The sequence below is a fragment of the Agrobacterium sp. S7/73 genome (assembly GCF_019355535.1).
Lineage (GTDB): Bacteria > Pseudomonadota > Alphaproteobacteria > Rhizobiales > Rhizobiaceae > Agrobacterium > Agrobacterium tumefaciens.
On sequence record NZ_CP072136.1, the window covers coordinates 2,368,063 to 2,394,405 of the forward strand.

Below are 26,343 nucleotides of genomic sequence, written 5' to 3' on the forward strand. Positions count from 1 at the left end.
CGGAAGCGTGATCCCCTTTTTTAGTGAGACTAGAAAGGAAAACAAAAGGGAGCAAGCGGGAAATGTGCAGCACAGCATTTTCAACCGAATGTGTTCCACCGGGAAAAAAGTGATGCGAAACCTCTACTGGAAGTCGAAAACACTAAGACCGGTCACCATTTCGTCCAGGCCGAGCGGCCTCGTCAGCGGGGCCTCAGCCCGCGACAGACAGCCCTGCCTTTCACACAGCCGGCACGAGGGACCAATGGCAATGGTCGGCCCACCTGCGCCGGCAGCCCCATAAACCGTCTCCCCGGCCTGGGCGAGATCGCAGCCCAGAAGCACGGCCGTTCGCCGCACCCTTTCGCCGAAACCGGCCTGCGGGCCTTCAAGTGTGCGCGACACAGTCAGGAAGGCGTCACCGTCAGGCATCTCCACCGGCTCCACCAGCACCTGCCCCGGCTGGGCAAAAGCTGCGTGGATATTAAGACGCGGACAGAGGCCACCAAACCGTGCCCTCGGGAAGCCACCGGCGCCCGCAAGACGGAAACGGTTGCCGGCATTGTCAGTCTCCATCAAAAAGAACGGGATTGCCGCAGCCGTCGGCCTTTGCAGGCTGACGAGCCTGTTGGCGGCCTGCTCGAACGACACATTGAAGCGTGATCGCAGGACATCGAGATCGTATTTCGCGCGCTGGGCGGCACTCAAAAACGCACCATAGGGCATCATCAGGGCATGGGCGGCATAACGCGCCAGCTCGAAGCGGGCGATGCGCCGTGCCTCCTCCCCCTTCAGGCCAAGCGTCTCCAGCTCAGCGCCAATCTCCTCTCGAAGCGCCAGAAGACAGGTTTCCATCGCCATTTCCCTGAGCTGATCCGGCTGCGACAGGCGCTCGGACAAAAACAGCCGCATGGAATGGCGGTCATAACGCCGCCGCAGATTGGGCATGGCATGGACCGGCAGAGTTCTGACCACGATACCGTGGTTTTTCTGAAGCCATGCGCGAAGGCCCGCGGCGAGATCTTCGCCCGCCGACAATTGCTTGTGGAGTTCTTCTGCCGCCGCATCGATGGAATGGACATAGGCCGGCCGGTTTTCAAAGACGTGCCGCACCTCGTCTATCGGCAGGCGGGTGGAGGAAAGCGCCGTCTCATGCCCTTCGCGCGCCAGAAGATCCGAGAGGTCGGAAAGGCGCTGCGCCTGTTCCCGATACGCCCTATACAGCTTAACGACGCCACTTGCCGCATTGGGCGCGGCATCTGCCACCTCGATCAGCTCCTGCGGCGACGGCACCTCGCCCACCAAGAGCGGATCGGCGAAGACCTCGCGCAATTGCCCGGCGGAACCGGCACTCTCGCCTTGCAGGTCGTCCAGATCCACCTTGTAGACTGAAGCGAGCTTCAAGAGCAGCTGCACGGTCAGCGGCCGCTGATTGCGCTCGATGAGATTGAGGTAGGAAGGCGAGATTGCCAGCGCCTCGGCCATGGCCGTTTGCGTCAGCGCCAGACCGTTGCGAATACGACGTACGCGCGGGCCAGCAAAAATCTTGTTTTCCGACACAGCCTCAACCTCAACCTCAAATCGAAAGACTCATACAAGTCTGTTACAAAATCGCCGGGCACGAGGCTTTTACAAAATTTACAATTTTACAGCTCCACCCTGTCATGCACACTACAGCATAACCTCTTTCAAGTCACTGTTTTTATGTTTGTTCTGGCGCTCAAACTCATGAAAATGTAAATGTAGTCACATCGAACGGCGCTTCACACAGTTGAAGATAGCACGTTTCTGAAACCGCACTTATCATGGGAGAGAGAAGTATGACGGATTTTTACAAACTTGTTCCGGGCGCACCGCAGGGACGCTTCGACGGCATTGAGCGCACTTATACCGCCGCCGACGTGGAGCGGTTGCGCGGCTCCGTTGAAATCCGCCATTCGCTGGCCGAGATGGGTGCCAACCGGCTGTGGAAGCTGATCAACGAAGAGAATTTCATCAATGCGCTCGGCGCGCTTTCCGGCAACCAGGCCATGCAGATGGTTCGCGCCGGGCTGAAGGCGATCTATCTTTCCGGCTGGCAGGTTGCGGCAGATGCCAACACGGCCTCCGCCATGTATCCGGACCAATCGCTCTACCCCGCCAATGCGGCCCCGGAGCTCGCAAAGCGCATCAACCGCACCTTGCAACGGGCAGACCAGATCGAGACGGCAGAGGGCAAGGGCCTTTCGGTCGACACGTGGTTCGCGCCTATCGTTGCCGATGCGGAAGCAGGTTTCGGGGGACCGCTCAACGCCTTCGAGATCATGAAGGCATTCATCGAGGCCGGTGCAGCCGGTGTTCACTATGAAGACCAGCTGGCATCTGAAAAGAAGTGCGGCCATCTCGGCGGCAAGGTTCTGATCCCCACGGCGGCGCATATTCGCAACCTGACGGCGGCACGACTTGCAGCCGACGTCATGGGCGTGCCGACGCTGGTCATCGCCCGCACCGATGCGGAGGCAGCCAAGCTTTTGACCTCTGACATTGACGAGCGCGACCAGCCCTTCGTTGATTATGATGCCGGCCGCACCGTAGAGGGCTTCTATCAGGTGAAGAACGGTCTTGAACCCTGCATCGCCCGTGCGGTGGCCTATGCGCCCTATTGCGATCTGATCTGGTGCGAGACCTCCAAGCCAGATCTCGAGCAGGCGCGCAGGTTTGCCGAGGGCGTGCACAAGGCGCATCCCGGCAAGAAGCTGGCTTACAATTGCTCGCCGTCGTTCAACTGGAAAAAGCACCTCGACGACGCGACGATTGCCAAGTTCCAGCGCGAACTCGGGGCAATGGGCTACAAGTTCCAGTTCATCACGCTGGCCGGCTTCCACCAGCTGAATTACGGCATGTTCGAACTGGCGCGCGGCTATAAGGAGCGGCAGATGGCGGCCTATTCCGAGCTTCAGGAAGCGGAATTCGCGGCCGAGGTTAACGGCTACACCGCCACCAAACACCAGCGCGAAGTCGGCACCGGCTACTTCGACGCCGTGTCGCTGGCAATCTCGGGCGGCACGTCTTCGACCACCGCCATGAAGGAATCCACCGAGCACGACCAGTTCCGCCCGGCGGCGGAATAAACTGGAAAACTGCCCTTCCCTTGAACGGGAAGGGCTTGCAAATCGCATCAAGAACCCCAACCAATAAAGAGAGGAGAAATGCCATGAATGCCCATAACCCCATCAAGACCCACGTCAAGGAACGCGCCGAGGAGCAGTCCTCTGCCATGACGCAGGATCAACAGGTCGCCATCCGCATGCTGGCCAACGATCTGCACCGCCTCAATCAGGCCGTCATGAAGGCAGTTGAGGCCGGTGTTTCCGTTGAACTCGTCCGCTCAGCCCGCCATCACGGCGGGGGCGGCAACTGGGGCGATCTTCTGATCCCGGTCATCGTTGCGCAGGGAAGTGCTGCTGCGTGACACCGCTCACGCCGGACGGCTTTTTCGTCCGGCGTACAAATCGGAATGTCGCTTGATGAGACGCGTCATCCGGTCCGCCACCGTCCGTATATCGCGGCGGTGGCGATCGTCATTGTTCATGACGATCCACTGATTGTGACGAAGCGCTTCGATTTCGTCACCCTCACGCATTAGCCGCGCATCGGCATCGCCCACGAAACACGGCAGCACGGCAACCCCTGCTCCCGCCAGCGTGAGATCGAGCAGTGCCGTTGGCCTGTTGACGGTCACCACGATATTGTCTCGCCGGTTTTCATGCGGCCAGCGCAGGTAGGCGGAAATGGCGTTTTCTTCCGCCACCGCCAACCACCGGTCTGAAACGGAGCTGGCGGCGTTGCGCAACCTGTAGGGCGCATAGGCCACCTCCCCCGTCTTGATGGCAGCGAGGTTGCGTTCCTCGGGCTCGAAAGCGCGAATACCGATGTCGTTTTCACGGTGCGCCAAAGACGCCCTCTGTTCGGCGATGAAAAGATCGATGCGGAAATCATCGCGATCCGTGCAGATGGCGGAAAAGTTCCCGGTCAGCAGCCAGGCATTCCAGGTACCGACGGCGATACGTACGACGGAAGAGGCTGATGACGCCTTCTGCCATCCCTCGATATCCTTTGCCGCGTTTTCCATCGCCTGAAGGCGGTCAAACAGCGCGCGGCCATCCGGTGTCAACGCGTATCCCGTCTGGCTGCGCTGGAACAGCGCCTTGCCGATACGCTCCTCCAGTTCGACCATGCGTCGCCCGATAGTCGCAGGGCTCAAACCCGTCAGCGCCGCAGCACCCGTCAGGCCGCCGCTGCGTGACACATCGAGGAAAAGTTGGTATGAATCCCAAGTGACGTTTTTCATTTATGAAAAACGTAGCGCATTTTCTTGCGCAGATAAAACAAAAAACGGCGTGCATCATGGCCCTCCGCAACATGGAGAGTGACATGCACGTATTTTATTCAGCATTGGCCATCATCGAGAACCAGACGCCGCGCACGCGGCGGGAAGCCATCCGGCAGGAAGAGAAATTCTATGCCGATATGGCCGAGGCATCCTGGCCGTGGCGGCTGTTTACCGCGATTGCTGCAAAGGCGAAAGCGAAGAGCCTGACCTTAGTAAAAAAGGGCGATCAGGGCAGCCACGGCACCGGCTGCGATTGCAGTCAGGCGAAAGGCCAACTGCCTGCTCTCGCTTTCGGCGCGGGCGATAGCAATGGCGCGAGGGCGGCGATGTGCGGATCTGTTCATGCGCGGGCTCCTGACGAAAAACTCAACCGACCCATGCCCTGTTAAGAGCCTCCAGCATGACATCATGTACAGCGGAACCACAACGCGATCCGGCTTTGCTGGCATTCTGTCAGGATGACTCCGTGCCTATTAACAAGGTGTTAATACGAGCGGTTTCAGGCGAATTCACCTGCTGCCTGACCGGAGGCCCAGGCCCACTGGAAATTATAACCGCCCAGCCAGCCGGTCACGTCAACACATTCGCCGATGAAATAGAGGCCCGCCACGGTTTTCGCTGCCATGCTGCGGGAATCGAGGCCGGTCGTATCCACGCCGCCAAGCGTGACTTCCGCCGTGCGATACCCCTCGGAACCGGCTGGCTTGATCTGCCAGTCCTGCACCTCATTTGCCAGGGTCGCCAGAGCCTTGTCTGACATATCGGCAAGGTTGCCGGTCAGCCCCGATTTTTCGACGACATGCTGCGCCAGCCGTTTCGGCAGGATTTCCGCAAGAGCGGTCTGGGCCGACTGGCGGCCGTTCTTCTGTTTCGCTTCCTTTAGCAAGGCGACGATATCGCGCGCAGGCTCCAGTTTCAGGCGGATCGTATCGCCCTCCCGCCAATAGGAGGAGATTTGCAGGATTGAGGGGCCGCTTAGGCCCCGATGGGTAAACAGCAGTGCTTCGTTGAAAGCCGTTTTGCCATGGGAAATTTCGGCTGGCACGGCAACACCGGCAAGGGGGCTCAGTCTTTCCAGTGCCGCAGGATCAAGCGTCAGTGGCACGAGGCCGGGGCGCGTCTCGATGAGCGACAGGCCGAATTGCTCGCCGATCTGGTAGGCAAAACCCGTCGCACCCATTTTCGGGATCGACTTGCCGCCCGTTGCGACCACAAGGCTTTCCGCCTCGATCACGCCGCCGGAGGTCGTCAAGCGAAACCGGCCGCCATCATGGGCGACATCAGAAACAGCGGTTTCGAGCCTCAATTTCACCTTTGCAGCCTGCATTTCGCCAAGCAGCATGCGGATGATGTCCTTGGCGCTATCGTCGCAGAACAGCTGCCCAAGCGTCTTTTCATGCCAGGCGATACGATGTTTTTCGACCAGAGCGATGAAATCGCGCGGCGTGTAACGGGCAAGTGCGGATTTGGCGAAATGCGGGTTGGCGGAGAGATAATTCTTCGGCCCGGCGTGGATGTTGGTGAAATTGCAGCGGCCGCCGCCGGAGATGCGGATTTTCTCGCCCGGCGCCTTGGCATGGTCGAGGATGATGACGGAGCGGCCGCGCTGGCCGGCACGGATGGCGCACATCATGCCGGCAGCCCCCGCCCCCAAAATCAGCACGTCACATTTGTCTGCCATAGTTGCTTTCCGTTTGCTTCTCCCTTTCCTCTTTTCGAAGTGTCGCCCGTTGTCAATGGCGCTTTCCCCCTCGCCAATTGCCAAACTCCGGTTATGATGGCGCCAGTCGAAACACAGACCCGGTGATACATGCCCCCGAAGAAAACCATGCTCCGCCCGAAGAAACAGGCAACCATGGCAAAGAAACCTCCCCTCGACCTTTCCTCTACCCGTGGCGTTTCCTCCTGGCGCGAAGCTTCGCAATGGTTGAGGGCGCGCGGTATTGAGGATATTGAATGCATAACACCCGATCTTGCCGGGGTTGCGCGTGGCAAGATGATGCCGACGGCGAAATTTACGGGCGACACCTCGCTTGCCCTGCCCTCCGCGCTCTATCGCCACACGATCTCGGGCGAATACCCGGATGAGACGGCAAACTTCCGCTATGAGCCGCGCGACAGCGACCTGAAGCTCGTGCCTGATCTTTCCACGCTGTCCGTGGTGCCATGGGAAAGCGACCCGACCGCGCAAGTGATCTGCGATGTCGTGGATGCCGAGGGTAATTTCGTTCCCTATACGCCGCGCAACGTGCTGAAAAACGTGCTTTCGCTTTACACGGAAAAAGGCTGGAAGCCGGTCGTCGCGCCGGAAATCGAATTCTACCTGGTCGCCATGAATGACGACCCTGACTATCCGCTGCATCCGCCTAAGGGCCGCTCCGGACGCTCCATCGTCGGTGGGCAGAGCTATTCCATCGCCGGCATCAACGAGTTCGACGAACTGATCGACGATATCTATCACTTCTCCGAAAAGCAGGGCCTCGAGATCGATACCCTGATCCACGAGGAAGGCCCGGCCCAGCTGGAAATCAACCTGCGCCATGGCGATCCGATCGAACTTGCCGACCAGGTGTTCCTGTTCAAGCGCACGATCCGTGAAGCAGCATTGAAGCATGGCATCTACGCCACCTTCATGGCCAAGCCCATGCAGGGTCAACCGGGTTCGGCCATGCATATCCATCAGTCGGTGGTGGAGATCGACAGCGGCCGCAATATCTTCTCCAACAAGGACGGCGGCCCGTCCAAGGAGTTCTTCGCCTTCGTCGGCGGCATGCAGCGTTATGTTCCGAACGCGCTGGTGATGCTTGCTCCTTACGTGAATTCCTATCGCCGCCTGACACCTGACATGGCTTGCCCGGTCAACAATGCCTGGGGTTACGACAACCGCACGACGGCTTTCCGCGTGCCGATTTCCAGCCCGCAGGCAAGGCGTGTCGAAAACCGCCTGCCGAGTTCGGATGCCAATCCCTATCTCGCGCTCGCCGCTTCGCTTGCCTGCGGCTGGCTCGGCATCGTCAACAATATCGAGCCGACCGAACCGACCGCCGATACGGCCAATGAAGGCTCCATCGACCTGCCGCGCGGGCTGCTGGAAGCCGTGGCGCTGCTGGAAGGCGAAGAACAGTTCGAGCGGGTGTTCGGCCATGAATTCGTAGGCCTTTATGCGGGCCTGAAGCGCGGGGAATTCGAGACATTCATGCAGGTCATCAGCCCATGGGAGCGGGAATTCCTGCTTCTCAACGTGTGAGGTCTGAAGCATGACGTGGCAAAGCCCGATAGCGCCGGGGATTTCCTGGTATCAGGCAAGCGCCCAGGAGCGGCCGCAATATCCGGCGCTCGACGGGTCGAAAGCAGTGGACGTCGCGGTCGTCGGCGGTGGCTATACCGGGCTTCAGGCCGCCTTTAATCTTGCGGCCAACGGTGTCTCCGTCGCCTTGATCGAGGCGCATCGTTTCGGCGACGGCGCATCCGGCCGCAACGGCGGGCAATTCGGCACCGGGCAGCGCTCGTTTCCCGACGAGATGGAAGACGAGATCGGCTTCGAGCAGTCGAAGGTACTGTTCGATATCGCCGAGGATGCCAAACACTACGTCCTCAACTTCGCCCGCGATCACGGCATCGACATGGAGTATCTGCCGGGGCAGCTCTATGTGGCGCACAAGGCTGCTTACGAAGACGATTACCGCAAAAGCGTCGATGCGATGAACAATCGCTACGGCTACCCGCATATTTCCTACATGGAGCGGGCGGACGCACGCAGACGTGTCGGCTCCAGCCATTATTTCGGCGGCACACGCGATACCGGCACCGGCCATATCCATCCGCTGAAGCTGCTGGTCGGGCTTGCGAAAGCCGCAAAAGAGGCGGGCGCCGGCATCCATGAAATGACGCCCGCCAAATCCATACGCCAGGCGGGCGGCAAGACCATCATCGAAACGCCCTCCGGCACGCTGACCGCAACGCGGGTGCTGATTGCGACCAATGCCTATATCGGCAATCTGGAACCGGTGACGGCGGCCCATATCATGCCCATCCGCTCCTTCATCGGCGCGACCGCACCGCTTGACGCTTATCCCGACATTATTCCCGGCAAGGAAGCCGTGGCCGATTCCCGTTTCGTGGTGCGCTATTTCCGCAAGACGGTCGACAACCGGCTGCTGTTCGGCGGGCGCGAGGCCTATACGGCCGATACGCCGCGCGACATTTCCAGCCATATTCGCCGGCAGATCGCGGAAATCTATCCCGAACTCGGAAATGTCGAGATCACCCATTCCTGGGGCGGCTCCGTCGGCATCACCCTGCCAAGGCGGATGTTCGTGCGGGAAGTCATGCCAGGGGTCACCTCCATCGGCGGTTATTCCGGACACGGGGTTATGCTGTCGAACTATTGCGGCAAGCTCTATGCCGATCTCGTTCTCGGCAGACAGGATATGCTGGCGCCATTCGCGCGGTTGAAGGTTCCGTCGTTCCCCGGCGGTGCATCGCTGCGGGCGCCGCTGCTTTTCCTGGCGCTCTCATGGTACGCGTTGCGAGACAGGTTTTAGGAAATCCGCCCACCTCTGGAGATCTTATGGAAAGACCTAGCGACAGGCTTGTAACGATTGCGACCGGTTACGGGATGGCGGAAACCGCCGTGACGTGCTCGTTTCTGCGCGCCTATGGCATCCACACCACCGTGCCCTCGGCCCATATCGTTTCCGTGAACTGGCATTTGACGGTCGCTTTCGGAGGCATGGAAATCCGGGTGCCGGAGTGGCAGCGGCATGAGGCAAGACTGCTGCTGGACAGTATAGATGCCTCGCACAAGGTCGATGAGCCATCACCGCGATCATGGATGGGGAAAATCGCAGCAATCGTCGTTTTTTTCTTTTTTTCCGTTCCGCCGCCGGCCAAAGGCTTGTTCAAGAACCCTGCTTTCTAGCCGGCATCACTCAATGACAATCGGTACGGGTTTTCGACCCGTGAAACCAAAATTCATAATTTCACATAACTGAGACTGGCATTTTTAAATCGATTAGATTATGGATGCCCCAACCCTTGAAGATCGAGAGTATCGATATGAGCAGTCAGATCATTCCTGTTGAAGCTTTTGATTGTGTCGTTTTCGGCGGCACAGGCGATTTGGCAGAGCGCAAGCTTTTGCCGGCCCTTTATCACCGTCAGGTCGAAGGCCAGTTTACGGAGCCGACCCGCATCATCGGCGCGTCGCGTTCGGTCATGAGCCATGAGGAATATCGCAAATTCGCGCAGGACGCGCTGAAGGAGCATCTGAAGGCGGGCGAATATGATGATGCGCAGGTTGCGCTGTTCCTCAACCGGCTTTTCTACGTTCCCGTCGACGCAAAATCCGGCAACGGATGGGACGTGTTGAAGAAGCTGCTCGATGAGGGCAAGGAGCGCATACGCGCTTTCTATCTCGCTGTTGCGCCCGGCATTTTCGGCGATATCGCCGACAAGATCCGCGAACACAAGCTTATCACCCGCTCGACCCGCATCGTCGTCGAAAAGCCGATCGGCCGCGACCTTGCCTCGGCGCAGGAACTCAACGACACCATCGGCCATGTCTTCAAGGAAGAACAGATCTTCCGCATCGACCACTATCTCGGCAAGGAGACGGTGCAGAACCTGATGGCACTGCGTTTTGCCAACGCGCTTTACGAGCCGCTTTGGAATTCCGCCCATATCGACCACGTGCAGATCACGGTCGCAGAAGCTGTCGGCCTTGAGGGTCGCGCCGGATATTACGATACGGCCGGTGCGTTGCGCGACATGGTGCAGAACCACATTCTGCAATTGCTTTGCCTCGTTGCCATGGAGCCGCCCGCTTCCATGAACGCGGAAGCCGTGCGTGACGAAAAGCTCAAGGTTCTGCGCTCCCTGAAGCCGATCAACACCAGCAATGTTGAAAAGCTGACGGTTCGCGGCCAGTACCGCGCCGGCGCTTCCGCAGGCGGCCCGGTGAAAGGTTATCTGGAGGAGCTGGAGGGCGGCGTTTCCAACACGGAAACCTTCGTCGCCATCAAGGCCGAAATCGCAAACTGGCGCTGGGCCGGCGTTCCTTTCTACATTCGCACGGGAAAACGCCTTGCGACCCGCGTTTCGGAAATCGTCGTCACGTTCAAGCAGATCCCGCATTCGATCTTCGACGATGCGGCCGGCAAGATCGAAGCCAACAAGCTGGTCATTCGCCTCCAACCGGACGAAGGCGTCAAGCAGTCGCTGCTCATCAAGGATCCCGGCCCGGGCGGCATGCGGCTGCGTCAGGTCTCGCTGGACATGAGCTTTGCCGAGGCCTTCAATGTGCGCAGCCCCGATGCCTATGAGCGGCTTTTGATGGATACCATCCGCTCCAACCAGACACTCTTCATGCGCCGCGACGAAGTGGAAGCGGCATGGGACTGGGTCGATCCGATCCTCAAGAGCTGGGAAGAGCTGGGACAGGGCGTACAGGGTTACACTGCCGGAACCTGGGGTCCGAGCGGCTCGATCGCACTGATCGAGCGCGACGGCCGCACCTGGCACGACGCTGACTGAGGGCGCGGGTATGAGCGAAACAATCCATGTCTTCGACACAGCCGCTGAACTGGCGAAAACCTTGGCGGCGGATGTTGCCGCGCGTCTCGACGCGGCAACGAAAGAATACGGAACGGCAAGCATTGCCGTTTCGGGCGGTTCAACGCCCAAGCTGTTCTTCCAGGCGCTTTCCCATCATGATCTCGACTGGAGCAACATCAGCGTGACGCTGGTGGACGAACGGTTCGTGCCGCCGGAGAGCGAGCGCTCGAACCACCGGCTGGTCAGCGAGAACCTGTTGCAGGACAAGGCGAAGGCGGCCTATTTCGTGCCGCTGTTCCAGCCCGCGGCCTCGCCTGAGGATGCAGCGACGCTTGCGACCGTCAAGACCGAAGCGATCTGCGATCCTTTTGATGTCGTCGTGCTGGGCATGGGAACGGATGGGCATACGGCATCGTTCTTTCCCGGTGGCGACAATCTCTACGAAGCGCTCGACCTTGACGAACCGCGCGGCGTTTTGACCATGGCGGCGGAAACCGCGGGGGAAGAACGGTTGACGTTCAACTTCTCCAGCCTTCACGATGCAGGTTTTCTGGTGCTCCACATCGAAGGTGCAGCAAAAAAGGCGACGCTTGAAAAAGCACAGTCGGGCGAGGATGAGGACGAAATGCCGATCCGCGCCGTGCTGAACCGGGCAGAAACCGCCCTGGATATTTACTGGGCGCCATAACTGGATGCGGTTGCCGCGCAAGCGGCCCCGCGACAGCGCCCGACGACACAAGACTAAAACACGATAACCGGTCCTTCATCTCCCGGAACACCGGTTCTCGACCAACGAACAGGATGAACGCTCATGTCCGCCGATTCCCGCATTCAGGCCATTACCGCCCGCATCGTCGAACGCTCCAAGCCTTACCGCGAGACCTATCTCGAGCGGCTGCGGCTGCAGGTTTCGAAGGGCGTTCATCGCTCCACTCTCTCCTGCGGTAACCTCGCGCATGGATTTGCTGTCTGTTCCCCCGCCGACAAGGACCTCCTTGCCGGCGACCGGGTTGGTAATCTCGGCATCATAACCGCCTATAACGACATGCTGTCGGCGCACCAACCCTACGAGACCTTTCCGGCAATCATCCGCGAGGCCGCAGCGCAAGCCGGCGGCGTGGCGCAGGTCGCGGGTGCCGTGCCTGCCATGTGTGACGGCGTAACCCAGGGCCAGCCGGGCATGGAGCTCTCGCTATTCTCCCGTGATGCCATCGCCATGGCTGCCGGCATCGGCCTGTCGCATAACATGTTCGACGCCGCCGTCTATCTCGGTGTCTGCGACAAGATCGTTCCCGGCCTCGTCATCGCAGCGCTTTCCTTCGGTCACCTGCCCTCCATCTTCATCCCCGCCGGGCCGATGACCACCGGCCTGCCGAACGACGAGAAATCCCGCATTCGCCAGCTTTATGCAGAGGGCAAGGTTGGGCGCGCCGAGCTGCTGGAGGCGGAGTCCAAATCCTATCATGGTCCCGGCACCTGCACTTTCTACGGCACGGCAAATTCCAACCAGATGCTGATGGAGATCATGGGTTTCCACATGCCCGGCTCTTCCTTCATCAATCCCGGCACGCCGCTGCGCGACGCGCTGACACGCGAGGCCGCCAAACGGGCACTCGCTATCACCGCGCAGGGCAACGAGTTCACGCCTGCGGGCGAAATGATCGACGAGCGCTCTATCGTCAACGGCGTCGTTGGCCTGCACGCGACGGGCGGCTCGACCAACCACACCATGCATCTGATCGCCATGGCGCGCGCAGCCGGCATCATCCTCACTTGGCAGGATATTTCCGATCTGTCGGATACCGTGCCGCTGCTCGCCCGCGTTTATCCCAACGGTCTTGCGGATGTGAACCATTTCCACGCCGCAGGCGGCATGGGCTTCCTCATCAAGCAGCTTTTGAAACAGGGCTTCGTGCATGACGATGTCCGCACCGTCTTCGGACAGGGGCTCGAAGCCTACACCGTGGATGCAAAGCTTGACGAAAACGGCGCAGTGACCCGCGAGCCTTCTCCCGAGCAGAGCCACGACCCGAAGGTTCTCGCCAGCATTGAAACGCCGTTCCAGCCGACCGGCGGTCTGAAAATGCTGACCGGCAATCTCGGCAAATCGGTCATCAAGATCTCCGCCGTCAAGCCCGAACGCCATATCATCGAGGCGCCCGCGATCGTCTTTAACGACCAGCAGGAGCTTCAGGATGCCTTCAAGGACGGCAAGCTCAACCGCGATTTCATCGCTGTCGTCCGCTTCCAGGGTCCGAAGGCCAACGGCATGCCGGAACTGCACCGCCTGACACCGCCACTTGGCGTACTGCAGGATCGCGGCTTCAAGGTGGCGCTGGTGACGGATGGACGCATGTCCGGCGCTTCCGGCAAGGTGCCGGCCGCCATCCATGTCACGCCGGAAGCTTCCGAATGCGGCCCGATCTCGCTCATCCGCGATGGCGACATCATCCGTCTCGACGCCATTTCCGGAACGCTTGAAGTGCTTGTTCCAGCCGCAGAGCTGGCAAAGCGCGAACCGACGCGCGCCGACCTTTCCGCCAACGAATGGGGCATGGGCCGCGAACTTTTCGCCCCGTTCCGCCGTAATGTCGGCCCTGCCGACCAGGGCGCCAGCGTTCTGTTCCATTGATCGCCCGGAGGCGAAGGCCGGATTCGGCCTCGCCTCCGCACCCTCTTGGCATGACCTGCACAACCCGCGCTGAAACCGCTTTATTTCCCGTCTCTTAAACGCCAAACTTGTCATGCGGCTGTGATGATCGCCCTATAGGGGCTTCTCAGCCAGCCGCGGGACGATGACGCATTTCAAGATGATGGGGCCAGACATGACGATTTTCTCAAGCAAACGCCGTGACGTGCTGAAGCTTATGGCTGGCACCGCCATACTGCCGCTGATGGTGGTGGCAACGCCGGCGGAGGCGCAGGATGTGGCCCTGCGTGCAATCGTGATTTCCGACCTGCATTCGGCCTATGAGCGCATCGGGCAGCTCCTAGCGGCCATAGAAATGCGCATCGCGGCTGAAAAGACGCCCCACATTATTCTTCTGAACGGTGACCTGTTCGAAACCGGCAATGCTGTGGCAACAAGGTCGTCCGGCGAAATCGAGTGGACGTTCCTCTCGGCGCTCGCCAGGCTCGCGCCCACCGTCATCAATATCGGCAACCATGAACCGGATATCGATAACGACCTCGCCAATTTCGTCAGTCGTGCCCGCGCGCTCGGCATCACCGTGCTGTCCAACATCATCGACAAGCGCAGCGGCGCACCCTATGCACCGGCCAGTGTGGAGGTAAGTGTGGGCGGACGGCCGGTCGTCGTTGCGGGCCTTGCCACCAACGCGATCAATACCTATCCGAAGGCGACGCGTGAGATGCTGGATATTCCACAGCCTGTGGAATGGGCCAAGGCGAATCTGCCGGCAATCGTCAAGCCGGAGGCCATCAACATCGTTCTCAGCCACGCCGGTGTTGTTGCCGACCGCGATATCCTGCCTTTGCTGCCTGATGGCACCCTGCTGATCGGCGGCCACGATCACCTGAACTTCGTGCATGAACAGGGTGCGACGCGCTATGTCCACACGGGCTCATGGTGCACATCCATGGCCATTGCGACGATCGAAGCTTCTGGCAAGGCGCCGACGATCGAGACCGTCGCCATTGACAGCGACGCCCCCTCCTCCCCGGCGCTCAAAGGCCTGATCGAACAGACACTCGACAAACATCTGACGGCAGAAGAGAAGGCGGTTGTCGGCAAAACGGAAAAGGCGATGACAGTTGACGAGGCCGGACGCCGTGTGGCGCAACTGATCGCCGCAAAAACCGGCGCGGATGTCGGCTTCATAGGCCACACCTCCTTCGGCGCTGGTTTGCCAAAGGGTGATATCCGCCGCTACGATTTCAACGCCTCGCTGCGTTTCGACGGCAAGCTGATGGTGACGGAAGTGGATGGCGAAACGCTTGCGCAAATCCTCAAGCGCTGCAATCAGGACGGCGACATTCCGCTTGCTGACCGCACCGGCGATTATCTTTACGCCATGCCGGAAAAACCGGTCACAAGAGAGCGATACAAACTGGTCTGCAACGACTGGTCCGCCACCAACCAGAAATCCTATTTCGGCCGCAGCGATCTTGCCTTTGCGGAAGTGCCGGATGTGAAGCTGAAGCAGACGGTTCTGGGTGGGCTTTCCTGAAGCCGGAGATTCTCCAGCCCCTCAGAAAGACCGGATATCGAGCTTCCGGTCCTTATGCGCCGGATGCGTGCTGAACACGAAAATGCGGTCGAGTTCCTTTTGCGTCAACATGCGCAGAAAACGAACGTGGATGGTGTTGTTGGCGTTGACGCGCAACATAACGCAGCCGATCTTGGTGATGCGGGCGTCGGGAATATCCAGATAGAACTGGTTCGGAAGATTGTATTTCGTCAGCAGTGCCAGCACTGCCTCGGTCTGGGAAATGCGAATGACGTCGCAACGGCGAGCGGCCATATGCATGACGGCCTTCTCGGTATATTCGATGCGCGCCGCATTCATGGTGTCTTCCATGCGAAACCGGCCTTCGCGGTCGTACATGAAGGATTCTTCCTTGGTCAGGTAACTGTTCTTGATAACACCCGCACTGTTCTGCACGCCCTGACCTCCATGCTCTTTCTACGTCTCCGAGATTAAAACGTAGTCTTTAACAATTCATATCAGCGTCACCTTAAACAGACCGAAGACGGAACATTTTTGGCATTTTTCCACAGCGGCAAAATATCATGAAAAAACCCCGGAACGGGACGTTCCGGGGCATGTTTCCTGAAGCTCGCGGCCATTGTTTCCGCAACTATCTGCGGTAGTTCTTGCCCTCGGCATCAAAGAGGTGGAGCTTTGCCTGCGGTGCCGCAAAACGCAGGGTCTGACCCTTGGCGACGGATACGATGCCCGGCACCTTGACGATGATCGGCTCCTGCCCCTTGGGCGCTTCGAGATAAAGCAGGGTCACTTCACCGAGAGCCTCGACAATCGCGACTTTTCCCTCGAAAAGATAATCGTCGCCGGTGACGATGCTCAAATCCTCCGGCCGGACACCGAAGCTCGCGGCCTTGCCCTGCTCGGTTGCAGGCGTGGGAACGACGATGTTCAGCGTCTTGCCTCCGGCAAGTTCGATCGAAGTCCGCTCTCCGGTTACGGCAATTTTTGCCGCAATGATGTTCATGGCGGGCGAGCCGATGAACCGCGCCACGAAGAGGTTGGCGGGGTTTTCATAAAGTTCCAGCGGCGGGCCGACCTGTTCCACACGACCCGCATTCAAAACGACGATACGGTCGGCCAGCGTCATCGCCTCCACCTGATCGTGGGTGACGTAGATCATCGTCGTGTCTGCCATCTGCTCATTGAGCTTGGCGATCTCGATGCGGGTTGCCACGCGCAGCGCGGCATCGAGGTTCGACAGGGGTTCGTCGAACAGGAACACCTTGGGATTGCGGCAAATGGCACGGCCGATGGCGACGCGCTGGCGCTGGCCGCCAGAAAGAGCCTTGGGCAAACGCTCCAGATATTGCGTCAGCTGCAGGATTTCGGCAGCGGCGCGGACGCGGCGGTCGATCTCCTCCTTATTTTCCTTGGCGATCTTCATGCCGAAGGCCATGTTGTCGTAAACAGTCATATGCGGATAAAGCGCATAGGACTGGAACACCATGGCAATGCCGCGACGCGAGGGCGGGATTTCATTGACCAGCTGGCCGTCGATGAACATTTCGCCGCCGGTGATTTCCTCCAGACCCGCAATCATGCGCAGCAACGTCGATTTCCCGCAGCCGGACGGCCCGACGAAAACGATGAATTCGCCCTGTTCGATCTCCAGATCGATGCCGTGCAGGACTTTTACCTGCCCGTATGATTTGCGGATATCCTTGAGAACGAGACTTGTCATGGGTTGTTCCTCCCTGCTCTATCAGGCGTAACGGGCGAAGAAAGCGCCCCATGCCGGAAGTTCTACGCTTCTGCCGTCCACACCGTTTGCAAAGCCGTGGCCTTCGAGAACCTCCCAGTTCCCTTCCGGCAGCGTCGCCTTTGCCGGTGTCGCGGACAGATTGAAGAGGCACAGAACGGTTTCGTTGCCGAGCGTGCGGGTGTAGCTCAGCACGTCGCCCTCCACTGGCTGGAATTCGATTCCGCCCTTGGCAAAAGCGGGATGCTTTTTGCGGAAAGAAATGAAGCGGCGGTAGTGCTCCAGCACGGATGCCTCATTGCCCTGCTGGGCGCTGACGGCGCGCTGCTTGTGTTCGGCCGGAATGGGCAGCCAGGTCTTGTCCGACGTCGAGAAGCCGGCCTGCGCATGGCCCGCATCCCACACCATCGGTGTGCGGCAACCGTCGCGGCCTTTAAATTCCGGCCAGAACTGAATGCCGTAGGGGTCCTGCAAATCCTCAAAAGCAATATCGGCTTCAGTAAGGCCCAGCTCTTCACCCTCATAGATGCAGACGGAGCCGCGCTGCGTCATCAACAACGCCGAGAGCACCTTGGCGAAAGCATCCTTATCCTCGACATGCTCGCCCCAGCGGCTGACATGGCGAACGACATCGTGGTTGGAGAAAGCCCAGCAGGCCCAGCCTTCCGGTGCGGCCCTGGCAAAATCCGCCTGCACATCGGCAACACGCTGCGGCGTGAGCGCATCCGGCGCCAGGAATTCGAAGGCGTAGCACATCTGCATCTTGTCGTCGCCGGAGGTGTATTCACCGACGATTTCGAGCCCGCGCTGGCTGTCGCCCACTTCTCCGACGGCGGCGATATCCGGAAACTCGTCCAGCACGGCGCGGAAGCGTTTCAGGAAAGCGATGTTTTCGGGGCGGTTCTTGTCGTAGAGATGTTCCTGGAAATTGTAGGGATTGACCGCAGGTGCCGTGGAGGCGTTGCGGCGCTCCGGCGCCAGCGCCGGGTTGTCGCGCAATTCCAGATCATGGAAATAGAAGTTGATGGTATCGAGGCGGAAACCATCGACGCCGCGCTTCAGCCAGAAGCGGGTGATATTGAGCAGTTCTTCCTGCACTTCCGGATTATGCAGGTTGAGATCCGGCTGCGAGGTCAGGAAGTTGTGCATGTAATATTGCATGCGGGTGGGGTCCCACTGCCAGCCGGAGCCGCCGAAGATTGACAGCCAGTTGTTGGGCGGCGTGCCATCCGGCTTGCTGTCCGACCAGACATACCAGTCTGATTTCGGATTGTTGCGGCTGGCGCGGCTTTCCACGAACCAGGGATGCTGATCAGACGTGTGGGACATGACGAGGTCGATCATGACGCGGATGCCCAGACGATGCGCTTCTGCAATCAACCCGTCGAAATCGGCAAGCGTGCCGAACATCGGATCAACATCGACATAATTCGAGACGTCATAACCGAAATCCTTCATTGGCGAGGTGAAGAAGGGCGAAATCCAGATTGCGTCGGCACCGAGACCGGCAATATGCGCCAACCGGTCGGTGATGCCCTTGAGATCGCCGATGCCGTCGCCATTGGAGTCCTGATAGGAGCGCGGGTAGATCTGATAGATCACGGCGCCGCGCCACCAATCCTTGTTGGGCGTCAAAGCGGAAGTCACCGGAGCGGTCATAGTCTCATCCTGTCTGGTATGGGCGTTCATGGATAATCAGCCTCCCTTGACGGAGCCTGAGAGCAGGCCACGCACGAGATAACGTTGAAGGGCAAAGAAGACGCCAAGCGGCACGACAATGGTAACGAAGGCCGAGGCGGTGAGGATTTCCCAGTTGCCGCCGCGCGAACCGAGCAGCGCGTTTAGCGCTCCGGTCAGCACCAGCTCATCCTTCTGCGTGCCGAGGAAGACCATGGCGACGAGCAGGTCGTTCCAGGTCCACAGGAACTGGAAGATGGCGAAGGAGGCGAGCGCCGGGAAGGACAGCGGCAAGATGATCTTGACGAAGATTTCGAAATCGCTCGCGCCGTCGACACGCGCACTTTCGATGATCTCTTTCGGCAGGCCGGAAATGTAGTTGCGCAACAGGTAGATGGCGAGCGGCAGACCGAAGGCGGTGTGCGCCAGCCAGATGCCGGCATAGGTCTTGGACGGAACGCCGAAGATATTGCCGATTTCGTTGTAGAGTTTCAGGAGCGGTATCAGCGACATCTGCAACGGTACGACGATCAGGCCCACCACCATCGCAATCAGAAAATTGCGGCCGGAAAAGCTCATCCATGACAGCGCATAGGCGGCGAAGGCGGCGATGAGGATCGGAATGACGGTTGCCGGCACGGCGACTGTCAGCGAGTTGACGAAGGACTGGCCGATGCCTTCCGAGGTCAGGACGGTTCGATAATTGTCGAGTGTGAAGACCGGCGGTGTCGCGACGGAAATATAGACGCGCTTGCCGCGAGAGCCCTCGAAGCTTGAGGCCTTGCTGTATTCGTAGGTGCCATCGGTGTTGACGAGCAGCGTTTCCCCGTCGCCGATATCTGCCGCTTCACCGGCTTTGAAGGCCGTAGGCTCCTGCACGCGAACGCCGAAGGCTGCAACCTTGCCCCCCTGTCCGGTTTCAAAAACATTACCTGATATGACGTAGCGGTTCCCGTCCTGCTTCTGCACGGCAGCGTCGGCAAGGCGAACCGCCGCGGTCTGCTCGGAACTGGAAAAGGCCGTCCACCAGCCCGACACGGTGATCTGGTCCTTGTCGCGCAGGGAACTTACGAGAATACCGAGTGTGGGCAGAAGCCAGAGAAGCACGACGACCAGCACGCTGGCATGGACGATGAGGCGCGGCAGGCCGACGCGGCGCAGACGTTTTACGATATCCATCTCAGCGGCCCTCCATCTCACGGTTCGCCTGGCGGATGTTCCAGACCATGATCGGGGTGACGGCCGCCATGATGACGAGCGCTATGACCGCACTTCGGCCACTGTCACCACCGCCGCGGAACATCCAGTCGAACATGAGGTTGGCGAGAACCATGGTGTTCCACTGACCGTTGGTCATGGTCAGCACGATGTCGAAAACCTTGAGAACGAGAATGGTGATCGTCGTCCAGACGACGGCGATAGTGCCCCAGATTTGCGGGACCATGATCTTCCAGAAGATCTGCCAGCCATTGGCGCCATCGATGACGGCCGCTTCGATTGTCTCTTCCGGAATGCCGCGCAGCGCTGCCGACAGGATGACCATGGCAAAGCCGGTCTGAATCCAGATGAGGATGACCATCAGGAAAAAGTTGTTCCAGAAGGGCATGGAAATCCACACCTCCGGGCTGCCGCCGAAAAACTCGACGACGGCGTTGAGGAGGCCGATCTGCACCTGACCTTCGGCGCGATACTCGTAAATGAATTTCCAGATGACGGAGGCACCGACGAAGGAGATCGCCATCGGCATGAAGACGATGGATTTGGCGATGTTGCCCCACCAGATGCGGTCGGTCATGACGGCAATAACGAGGCCGAAGAAGGTGCAGGCGGCCGGCACCACGGCCAGCCAGAGGATGTTGTTGAAGATCGATTGCCGGAAGCCGGCATCGAAAAATGCCCAGCGATAATTGGCAAGACCTACGAATTCGGCGCCGGTCCGGTCATAGAACGAGAGGATGAGCGTCGCGATGACAGGATAGACCAGATAGACGAGAAGAAGGAGAAGAGCGGGGCCGATGAACAGCCAGGGCCTGACCGACGCGCGGCGGTTGAGGTTGCGGGATGCCTGCAACACGTCTCCCGAGCGGACGGGAAAGATTACCTGCAACAGTTTGTCGGATAGCCAATAATAGGCAGCGCAGGCAAAAACGCCGGCCACCATGACGCCGATGGCAGAAACGAGTTGTTGAGCCATGTTCCCTCCCTTGATCCTCTCCGCGCCGCGCTGATTTTATGCGGTCGACGGCCGTTCCGTTGGCAAAGGCCCGGCGGCATCACCGCCGGGCCAAGCTCTGTTGAGGTTACTTCAGGCCGTCCCAGGCCTTCTGGATATCGGCAGCGACCTGATCGGCCGACTTGCCGCCGACGAAATCGATCATGCCGGTCCAGAATGCACCCGCGCCGATCTTGCCCGGCATCAGGTCGGAACCGTCAAAGCCGAAGGTGGTCGCGGAGGTGAGGATTTCACCCTGGCGCTTCATCTGCTCATTGGCATAGGTATCGACATTCACACCCTTATACGGCGTCAGGAAGCTGGACTGTGCCATCCAGACTTCGTGGGCGATCGGGGTTTTCAGGAAGTCGACGAAAGCCTTGGCGGCGGGCGCTTCCTTGGTGATGGTGACGAGCGTGCCGGCGCCCAGAACCGGCTTGCCGAGTTCAGGCTTTGCGGCATAGGTCGGCATATAGAAGAAATCCACATCCGTTCCGACCTTGGTACCATCAGGGAAGAAGGACGGCACGAAGGAGGCTTGATGGTGGAGGTAGCACTTCGGCGGAATGTCGAAGAGACCCTTCGGGCTGTCGCGGAAGTCGGTGGAGGCCACAGCCGCAACGCCGCCGCTGACATATTTTTCGTTCTTGGCGAATTTGCCGAATTCATTGATTGCCGCAACTACGGCCGGATCGGTGAACTTCACTTCGTTCGTCGTCCATTTCTGATAGACGTCGAGCGGCTGCGTGCGCAGCATCAGGTCTTCCACCCAGTCCGTTGCCGGCCAGCCGGTCGCACCGCCGGAACCGAGGCCGATGCACCAGGGTGTGCCGCCATCGGCAACGATCTGGTCCGTCAGCTTGAACAGGTCTTCCATGCTCTCGGGCACTTTATAGCCCGCTTCCTCGAAGTTCTCAGGCACGTACCAGACGAGCGACTTCACGTCGGCCTTGAAGGGAAATGCAAAGTAAGCCTTGTTGCCGTCCTTGCCCTTGTAGCTGCCGAGATCAACCCAGGACTGGCCAGCGCCGTAATTGTCCTTGACCCAGTTTGCGGTCTCATCGCCGAGCGGAACCAGAAAACCCTTGGCGGCGAGATCGGCCAGAAGACCGGGCTGCGGCAGGATGGCGATGTTGGGCGGAGAACCCGCCTGCGTATCGATGACGATCTGCTGTTCGTAGTTTTCCGAGGAGGAATAGCGGACGTTCACGCCGGTCGCGTCGGAGAAATAGGCCAGCACCGTCTGGAACAGCGCCTCGTCCTCACCGCGCCAGGGCCCGAAAATCGTCAGCGTCTGACCTTTCAGATCGGCATGGGCCGCCTTGAAGTCTTCGTAGCTTTTCCAGTTGAACTTGGCATCCTGACCGGGCGCGAATTTCAGATCGGCGGCAAAGGCCGAACCCGACAGCAGCACTATAGAAGCCGCCGTCGCCAAAAAGGTCTTCTGCATGTGATTTACCTCCCATCACATAAAAGGCTCAAAGCATCTCCCATAAATCAAAGCGCTTTGGCTGCCTATTCATCTCATTGTCATTGAGAAGGAGTCAAGAGGCTCTTTCGCTAGACATGCCGCATTGTCGTATGAATAGTCATACTTACTTGGAAAGGCGGCTATCGTTTTCGATTGAGAAAACCGGCAGGGACTGGTAAAAAACTAAAGCGCTTTGGGAGTTAGAGGAGAGGCTTTTGCCATTTCCGATGCGCGCGCATGGAGGAAAAACAGACATGAACCTGAAACAGTTGTCGCAACTGCTGGGGATTTCTCAGACAACCGTCAGCAGAGCGCTCAACGGATATCCCGAGGTGAGCGCAGAGACGCGCCGCCGCGTCATGGAAGCCGCCGAAAAGACCGGATATCGCCCGAATGCCGCGGCGCAACGGTTGGCGACCGGCAAGGTCGGCTCCATCGGACTGGTCATGCCGGTTGGCGAGCACCACCGCTCGGATGTGCATTTCGGCGAATTCCTGAGTGGTCTAGGCGAAGAAGCGGCTCGCAGCGGATTTCACCTCGTCATCACGCCCACGGAGCCGGAAAAGGAACGGGAAGCCCTGCGGGGGCTGGCGGCGAGCGGCAGCGTCGATGGCATCTACCTCGCCTATATGAAGAAGAACGACGCCCGCATCGCCATGATGCAATCGCTTTCCCTGCCCTTCCTCGTCCATGGCCGCTCCATCGGCGTGGAAGAGGATTATCCCTTTCTCGACGTGGACAATGAGGCCGCATTTCGCGACGCTACCCAGCTGCTGCTTCAGCTTGGCCACAAGCGGATCGGGCTTCTGAACGGGCCGGAGGGCTACGACTTCACCTTCCGCCGCTGTCTCGGGGTGGAAAAGGCGCTGACGGCAAACGGGCTGACATTGCGCCCGGAAAATACAAGACACAGCAGCATGACCGACGAGGAGGGTTATCTCGGCATGGAAGCGCTGTTGTCACAGCCGGAAAGACCAACCGCCATCGTGTGCGCGAGTACCGCATTGGCACTCGGCGTGATCCGCTCGCTCAACCAGCGTGGCTTGAAACCGGGCAAGGATATTTCGCTGATTGCCCATGACGATGTGTTGCCGCTGTTGAAGCCCGACAATTTCTCGGTGCCGCTCACCACCACCCGTTCATCCTTGCGGGCGGCGGGGGTGCGTGTCGGGCAGCGCCTGATCAACCGGATCAAGCTTAACCAGACCGAACCTCATCAGGAACTCTGGAAGGCGGAACTTGTCGTCCGCGCCTCCACAGGACCGGCTCCGAAAGAGTAACTACCGATTTCAGAACTTCGGTGCGGTCTTTCCAAGTGCGCGATAGGCGGCGATGACGGTGTTGGCCATCAACATGGCAATCGTCATCGGGCCTACGCCGCCCGGAACGGGGGTGATGGCAGCAGCGACTGCGCTTGCCTCATCATAGGCGACGTCACCGACCAGCTTCGATTTGCCTTCACCCTTTTCCGGAGCGGGAATGCGGTTGATGCCGACATCGATGACGGTCGCGCCGGGCTTTACCCAATCGCCCTTCACCATTGCCGCGCGACCCACCGCCGCCACGAGAATATCGGCCGTCTTGCAGACGGTGGCGAGATCCTTGGTGCGCGAATGCGCCATCGTCACCGTGGCGTTGGCATTCAGGAGAAGCTGGCCCATCGGCTTGCCGAAGAGGTTGGAGCGGCCGATGACCACGGCGTTCAGGCCGGAAAGATCTTCGCCGTGAATGCTGCGCACCAGAAGCATGGCGCCGGCTGGCGTGCAGGAGATGAGGCCGGTTGCGAGATCGCCGGTCGCCAGCTTGCCGGCGTTCAGCACGCTCAGGCCATCCACATCCTTCTCGGGCAGGATCGACTGGATGATCTCATCGGAATTGAAGTGTTTCGGCAAAGGAAGCTGTACCAGAATGCCGTGGATGGAGGGATCGGCGTTCAGTTCGCCGACCAACTTCAGAAGCTGATCTTGAGTTGTTTCTTCCGGCAGCGTGTGCTGAACGGAATTGAAACCGCATTGCTTGGCTGTCTTGCTTTTGGAATTCACGTAAGCGTGGCTGGCCGGATCGTTGCCGACGATGACAACCGCCAGACCGGGCTTCACACCCTGTTCCGCCTCAAGCGTTTCTGCCGATTTGCGGACCGCCTCCGTTACCGAAGCCGCCTTTGCCTTTCCGTCAATCACAACTGCCATGCGTCCTGCTCCTGCTGGATTACGTTGGCCCCGTATGGTGCCGACTTTGCAGGAATGCAAGCAAAAATGCAGCTTCGTCAGGCAGTTTTGCGGTAGTCGTCGCGATGCTCGGCGTAATCGGCGAGGCGCTCCCTCAAGAGCGCCAACTCGCGTCTCAATTCCGCCAATTCCTCGGCTTCGGCCTGCTCGTGATCGAAATGCCCGGCAAGGGCTTCACTGAGCAAGGGCGGCAGCTCCGGTGTCGTCTGGGGGGTATTCCTGACGGTGCGGTTGCCCATCAGAACCTGCCGCACACGCTCGTCCAGCGGAATGTCATCGGTATCGAATCCGCTATCGTTCGCCGCCCCGGCGTAATAGTCCGCGAACTCAGCCTCCGGCTCGAATTCGCTATCCGCGGCCAGTTCTTCAAGATCATCGAACACATCCGGCTCGATCGGCTCGAACTCGGGAAACTGCCCCGATTGCTCAGGCGCTTTTTCGGAGGGCAGAACGTGCGCATCATCAAGGACGAGTGCCTCCTCCTCGTCATGGCGACGGTAGCTCAGGAGATACAGGCTGCCCAGCAGGCCGAGCAACGCGCCACCGCCTGCCAGCATAGCGGCTTGTGTGAGGTCGCGCGACAATTCGCCCGGTCCGGCCTTCCTGGTGAGGCGGGTCTCAACGGCGGTTGTGGTGGATGAGGACATGTCCCGACGCTCGCTCGCCTCAAGATAGGCATTTCGCGCCGTTTCCAGTTCACCCTGCAATCTGGAGAATTCACCGGGCGTGACGCCAAGGCTGCTCAGGCGGTCGAGATGTTTCGTTCGTTCGGCGTTCGCGGTTGCAACTTCCTGTGCGACGCGCTTCTCATCGGCGCGCAAGCCATCGACCAGCTGACGCAATGCGGGAGCGACAAGCGCCTGCACGGCGTCTACGGCATTCTGGGCGGCGATGCGGCGGGGATGTTTCGGGCCGTAATCGATCGAGACGCCTGAAAGCGCCATGCTGGCACTTGCATGTCTTTGCCTGATGTCCTCAAGCATAGAGAAAGCAGCGCCTGACGGCAGAGGCTTTGACAATACGTCACTCGGCTTGAGGCCGGTGGCCACCGCCAGATCCGTCTGAAGCGACTGCTGCTGCTGGGTCGTCCCCGCAAGGCTGTCATTGAGATCGCGCAATTGCTGCTCGAGTTGCTGCACTTCCGCCAGGACGGTCTCGCCGTGGCGCATCTGGAAACCGTTCAAGGCGGCTTCCGCCTCGTCCAACCGGGTGCGCGCCCGCTCCGTCTCGCGCATGGCGGGCGTCATGGTGCCGGCCTTGCCATCCGCCATGACACGCATCGAAAGATAATCCGTAAGCCGCATCGCGGTTTCCGGCGTCGCTGCCTTCGAGGTTACGATCAGCGTGTTTTCATCCGGCGTCAGTTCCAGACGGATCGCCTCGCCCACAGCACCGTTCAATGCTTCACGCGGGGAAAGCGAACGGGCATCCGCCCCGGTCAAAAGGTCGAAAAGCAGGCCAAGTTCGCCCTGATTGCGAACGCCGACCATGTCGGCGGGCTTCAATTTGAGGTCGCCCGTTATACGGTCCAGACCGGACGGAGAAAGCAGGGTGCGGCGGGCCATGGCAAGAAAGCGTGCCGCATCGGGTGCATCGTAGCCGGCCTGGGTAACCTCGACATGCGCCTGCGAAACATATCCGCGAAAACCGGAATCGATTAGCAGCAGCGGAAGTGCAGCCCCCACAACGGTGGCGGCGGCTACGCAACCGGCTGTCAGAAGCCGCAGACAATGTTTGCGAAATTGCGACGCAGGCACGGCAACACCATCCTCATCAGGGCGCGTCGCCATCATATCGGGACTGTGATCAACCATCTGAAGCCGTCTGCCACGCTCGGCGCCGCCCGCAACAGGCGGCTTTCAAAACCTTACGGGAGGTTAAAGGATCGTGGCAAACAAATGGTTAACGCGGGCCTTGCCGA

General features: G+C 59.6%; 22 protein-coding genes. 11 read left to right on the forward strand and 11 right to left on the reverse strand.

Annotation, left to right across the window (positions count from 1 at the left end; all coding sequences use genetic code 11):
- Positions 1-123 precede the first annotated feature (123 nt).
- Positions 124-1,539 carry a short-chain fatty acyl-CoA regulator family protein gene (locus J5276_RS11720; RefSeq protein WP_003515152.1) on the reverse strand — a complete coding sequence of 472 codons (1,416 nt, stop codon included), beginning with the start codon at positions 1,537-1,539 and terminating at the stop codon, positions 124-126.
- Between the two features lie 260 nt (positions 1,540-1,799).
- On the opposite strand from J5276_RS11720, the gene aceA reads away from it, so the two are divergent.
- The gene (gene aceA / locus J5276_RS11725) at positions 1,800-3,089 is read left to right on the forward strand and encodes an isocitrate lyase (RefSeq protein ID WP_111804403.1); all 1,290 of its coding nucleotides are present in this window, start codon (positions 1,800-1,802) and stop codon (positions 3,087-3,089) included.
- 83 nt (positions 3,090-3,172) lie between these two features.
- Positions 3,173-3,430, forward strand: coding sequence for a hypothetical protein (locus J5276_RS11730; protein ID WP_003515151.1), 258 nt, complete (start codon positions 3,173-3,175; stop codon positions 3,428-3,430).
- Positions 3,431-3,436: 6 nt separating this feature from the next.
- On the opposite strand, the gene J5276_RS11735 is transcribed toward J5276_RS11730, so the two are convergent.
- Positions 3,437-4,309 carry a LysR family transcriptional regulator gene (locus J5276_RS11735; RefSeq protein WP_111794990.1) on the reverse strand — a complete coding sequence of 291 codons (873 nt, stop codon included), beginning with the start codon at positions 4,307-4,309 and terminating at the stop codon, positions 3,437-3,439.
- Between the two features lie 83 nt (positions 4,310-4,392).
- On the opposite strand from J5276_RS11735, the gene J5276_RS11740 reads away from it, so the two are divergent.
- Positions 4,393-4,740 carry a hypothetical protein gene (locus J5276_RS11740; RefSeq protein WP_162632894.1) on the forward strand — a complete coding sequence of 116 codons (348 nt, stop codon included), beginning with the start codon at positions 4,393-4,395 and terminating at the stop codon, positions 4,738-4,740.
- Between the two features lie 110 nt (positions 4,741-4,850).
- Here the strand turns inward: J5276_RS11740 and J5276_RS11745 are convergent, their stop codons facing one another.
- Entirely contained in the window at positions 4,851-6,032 is a 1,182-nt protein-coding gene (locus J5276_RS11745) for an NAD(P)/FAD-dependent oxidoreductase (RefSeq protein ID WP_019564289.1), read from the reverse strand.
- 129 nt (positions 6,033-6,161) lie between these two features.
- Between J5276_RS11745 and J5276_RS11750 the strand changes: the two genes are divergently transcribed.
- The 7 genes from J5276_RS11750 to J5276_RS11780 all read left to right on the forward strand — a co-directional run bounded on the left by J5276_RS11750 (position 6,162) and on the right by J5276_RS11780 (position 15,096).
- A complete protein-coding gene (locus tag J5276_RS11750) occupies positions 6,162-7,598 on the forward strand; it encodes a glutamine synthetase family protein (protein ID WP_013635499.1) in 1,437 nt (478 codons plus the stop codon).
- Positions 7,599-7,608: 10 nt separating this feature from the next.
- Positions 7,609-8,895, forward strand: a complete 1,287-nt coding sequence (locus tag J5276_RS11755) for an FAD-binding oxidoreductase (RefSeq protein ID WP_112154753.1) — start codon at positions 7,609-7,611, stop codon at positions 8,893-8,895.
- Between the two features lie 26 nt (positions 8,896-8,921).
- Positions 8,922-9,272 (forward strand): hypothetical protein, encoded by a 351-nt coding sequence (locus tag J5276_RS11760; RefSeq protein ID WP_013635497.1) that lies wholly within the window; start codon positions 8,922-8,924, stop codon positions 9,270-9,272.
- 137 nt (positions 9,273-9,409) lie between these two features.
- Entirely contained in the window at positions 9,410-10,885 is a 1,476-nt protein-coding gene (zwf, locus tag J5276_RS11765; protein ID WP_003515142.1) for a glucose-6-phosphate dehydrogenase, read from the forward strand.
- Positions 10,886-10,895: 10 nt separating this feature from the next.
- The gene (pgl, locus tag J5276_RS11770; protein WP_019564290.1) at positions 10,896-11,594 is read left to right on the forward strand and encodes a 6-phosphogluconolactonase; all 699 of its coding nucleotides are present in this window, start codon (positions 10,896-10,898) and stop codon (positions 11,592-11,594) included.
- A gap of 123 nt (positions 11,595-11,717) precedes the next feature.
- Entirely contained in the window at positions 11,718-13,538 is a 1,821-nt protein-coding gene (gene edd, locus J5276_RS11775) for a phosphogluconate dehydratase (RefSeq protein ID WP_112154754.1), read from the forward strand.
- A gap of 193 nt (positions 13,539-13,731) precedes the next feature.
- The gene (locus J5276_RS11780) at positions 13,732-15,096 is read left to right on the forward strand and encodes a metallophosphoesterase (RefSeq protein ID WP_112154854.1); all 1,365 of its coding nucleotides are present in this window, start codon (positions 13,732-13,734) and stop codon (positions 15,094-15,096) included.
- 21 nt (positions 15,097-15,117) lie between these two features.
- Here the strand turns inward: J5276_RS11780 and J5276_RS11785 are convergent, their stop codons facing one another.
- The 6 genes from J5276_RS11785 to J5276_RS11810 form a co-directional block, all read right to left on the reverse strand.
- Positions 15,118-15,474 (reverse strand): hypothetical protein, encoded by a 357-nt coding sequence (locus J5276_RS11785; RefSeq protein WP_034501827.1) that lies wholly within the window; start codon positions 15,472-15,474, stop codon positions 15,118-15,120.
- Positions 15,475-15,727: 253 nt separating this feature from the next.
- Entirely contained in the window at positions 15,728-16,816 is a 1,089-nt protein-coding gene (locus J5276_RS11790) for an ABC transporter ATP-binding protein (RefSeq protein WP_112154756.1), read from the reverse strand.
- A 21-nt stretch (positions 16,817-16,837) separates the two neighbouring features.
- The gene (locus tag J5276_RS11795; RefSeq protein ID WP_112178699.1) at positions 16,838-18,493 is read right to left on the reverse strand and encodes an alpha-glucosidase family protein; all 1,656 of its coding nucleotides are present in this window, start codon (positions 18,491-18,493) and stop codon (positions 16,838-16,840) included.
- Between the two features lie 36 nt (positions 18,494-18,529).
- A complete protein-coding gene (locus tag J5276_RS11800) occupies positions 18,530-19,690 on the reverse strand; it encodes a carbohydrate ABC transporter permease (RefSeq protein ID WP_065703830.1) in 1,161 nt (386 codons plus the stop codon).
- 1 nt (position 19,691) lies between these two features.
- Positions 19,692-20,705, reverse strand: coding sequence for a carbohydrate ABC transporter permease (locus tag J5276_RS11805; RefSeq protein ID WP_003515131.1), 1,014 nt, complete (start codon positions 20,703-20,705; stop codon positions 19,692-19,694).
- Between the two features lie 106 nt (positions 20,706-20,811).
- Complete coding sequence (locus tag J5276_RS11810) at positions 20,812-22,173, reverse strand: ABC transporter substrate-binding protein (RefSeq protein ID WP_019564294.1); 1,362 nt, start codon at positions 22,171-22,173, stop codon at positions 20,812-20,814.
- Positions 22,174-22,448: 275 nt separating this feature from the next.
- Here J5276_RS11810 and J5276_RS11815 point away from each other — a divergent pair, with 275 nt between their 5' ends.
- Entirely contained in the window at positions 22,449-23,474 is a 1,026-nt protein-coding gene (locus J5276_RS11815; protein WP_003515127.1) for a LacI family DNA-binding transcriptional regulator, read from the forward strand.
- Between the two features lie 9 nt (positions 23,475-23,483).
- On the opposite strand, the gene folD is transcribed toward J5276_RS11815, so the two are convergent.
- Together folD and J5276_RS11825 are read right to left on the reverse strand one after the other, a co-directional pair.
- On the reverse strand, positions 23,484-24,383 hold the full coding sequence (folD, locus tag J5276_RS11820) for a bifunctional methylenetetrahydrofolate dehydrogenase/methenyltetrahydrofolate cyclohydrolase FolD (RefSeq protein WP_003515126.1): 900 nt from the start codon (positions 24,381-24,383) through the stop codon (positions 23,484-23,486).
- A 77-nt stretch (positions 24,384-24,460) separates the two neighbouring features.
- Positions 24,461-26,236, reverse strand: coding sequence for a hypothetical protein (locus J5276_RS11825; protein WP_112154758.1), 1,776 nt, complete (start codon positions 26,234-26,236; stop codon positions 24,461-24,463).
- Positions 26,237-26,343: the final 107 nt, after the last annotated feature.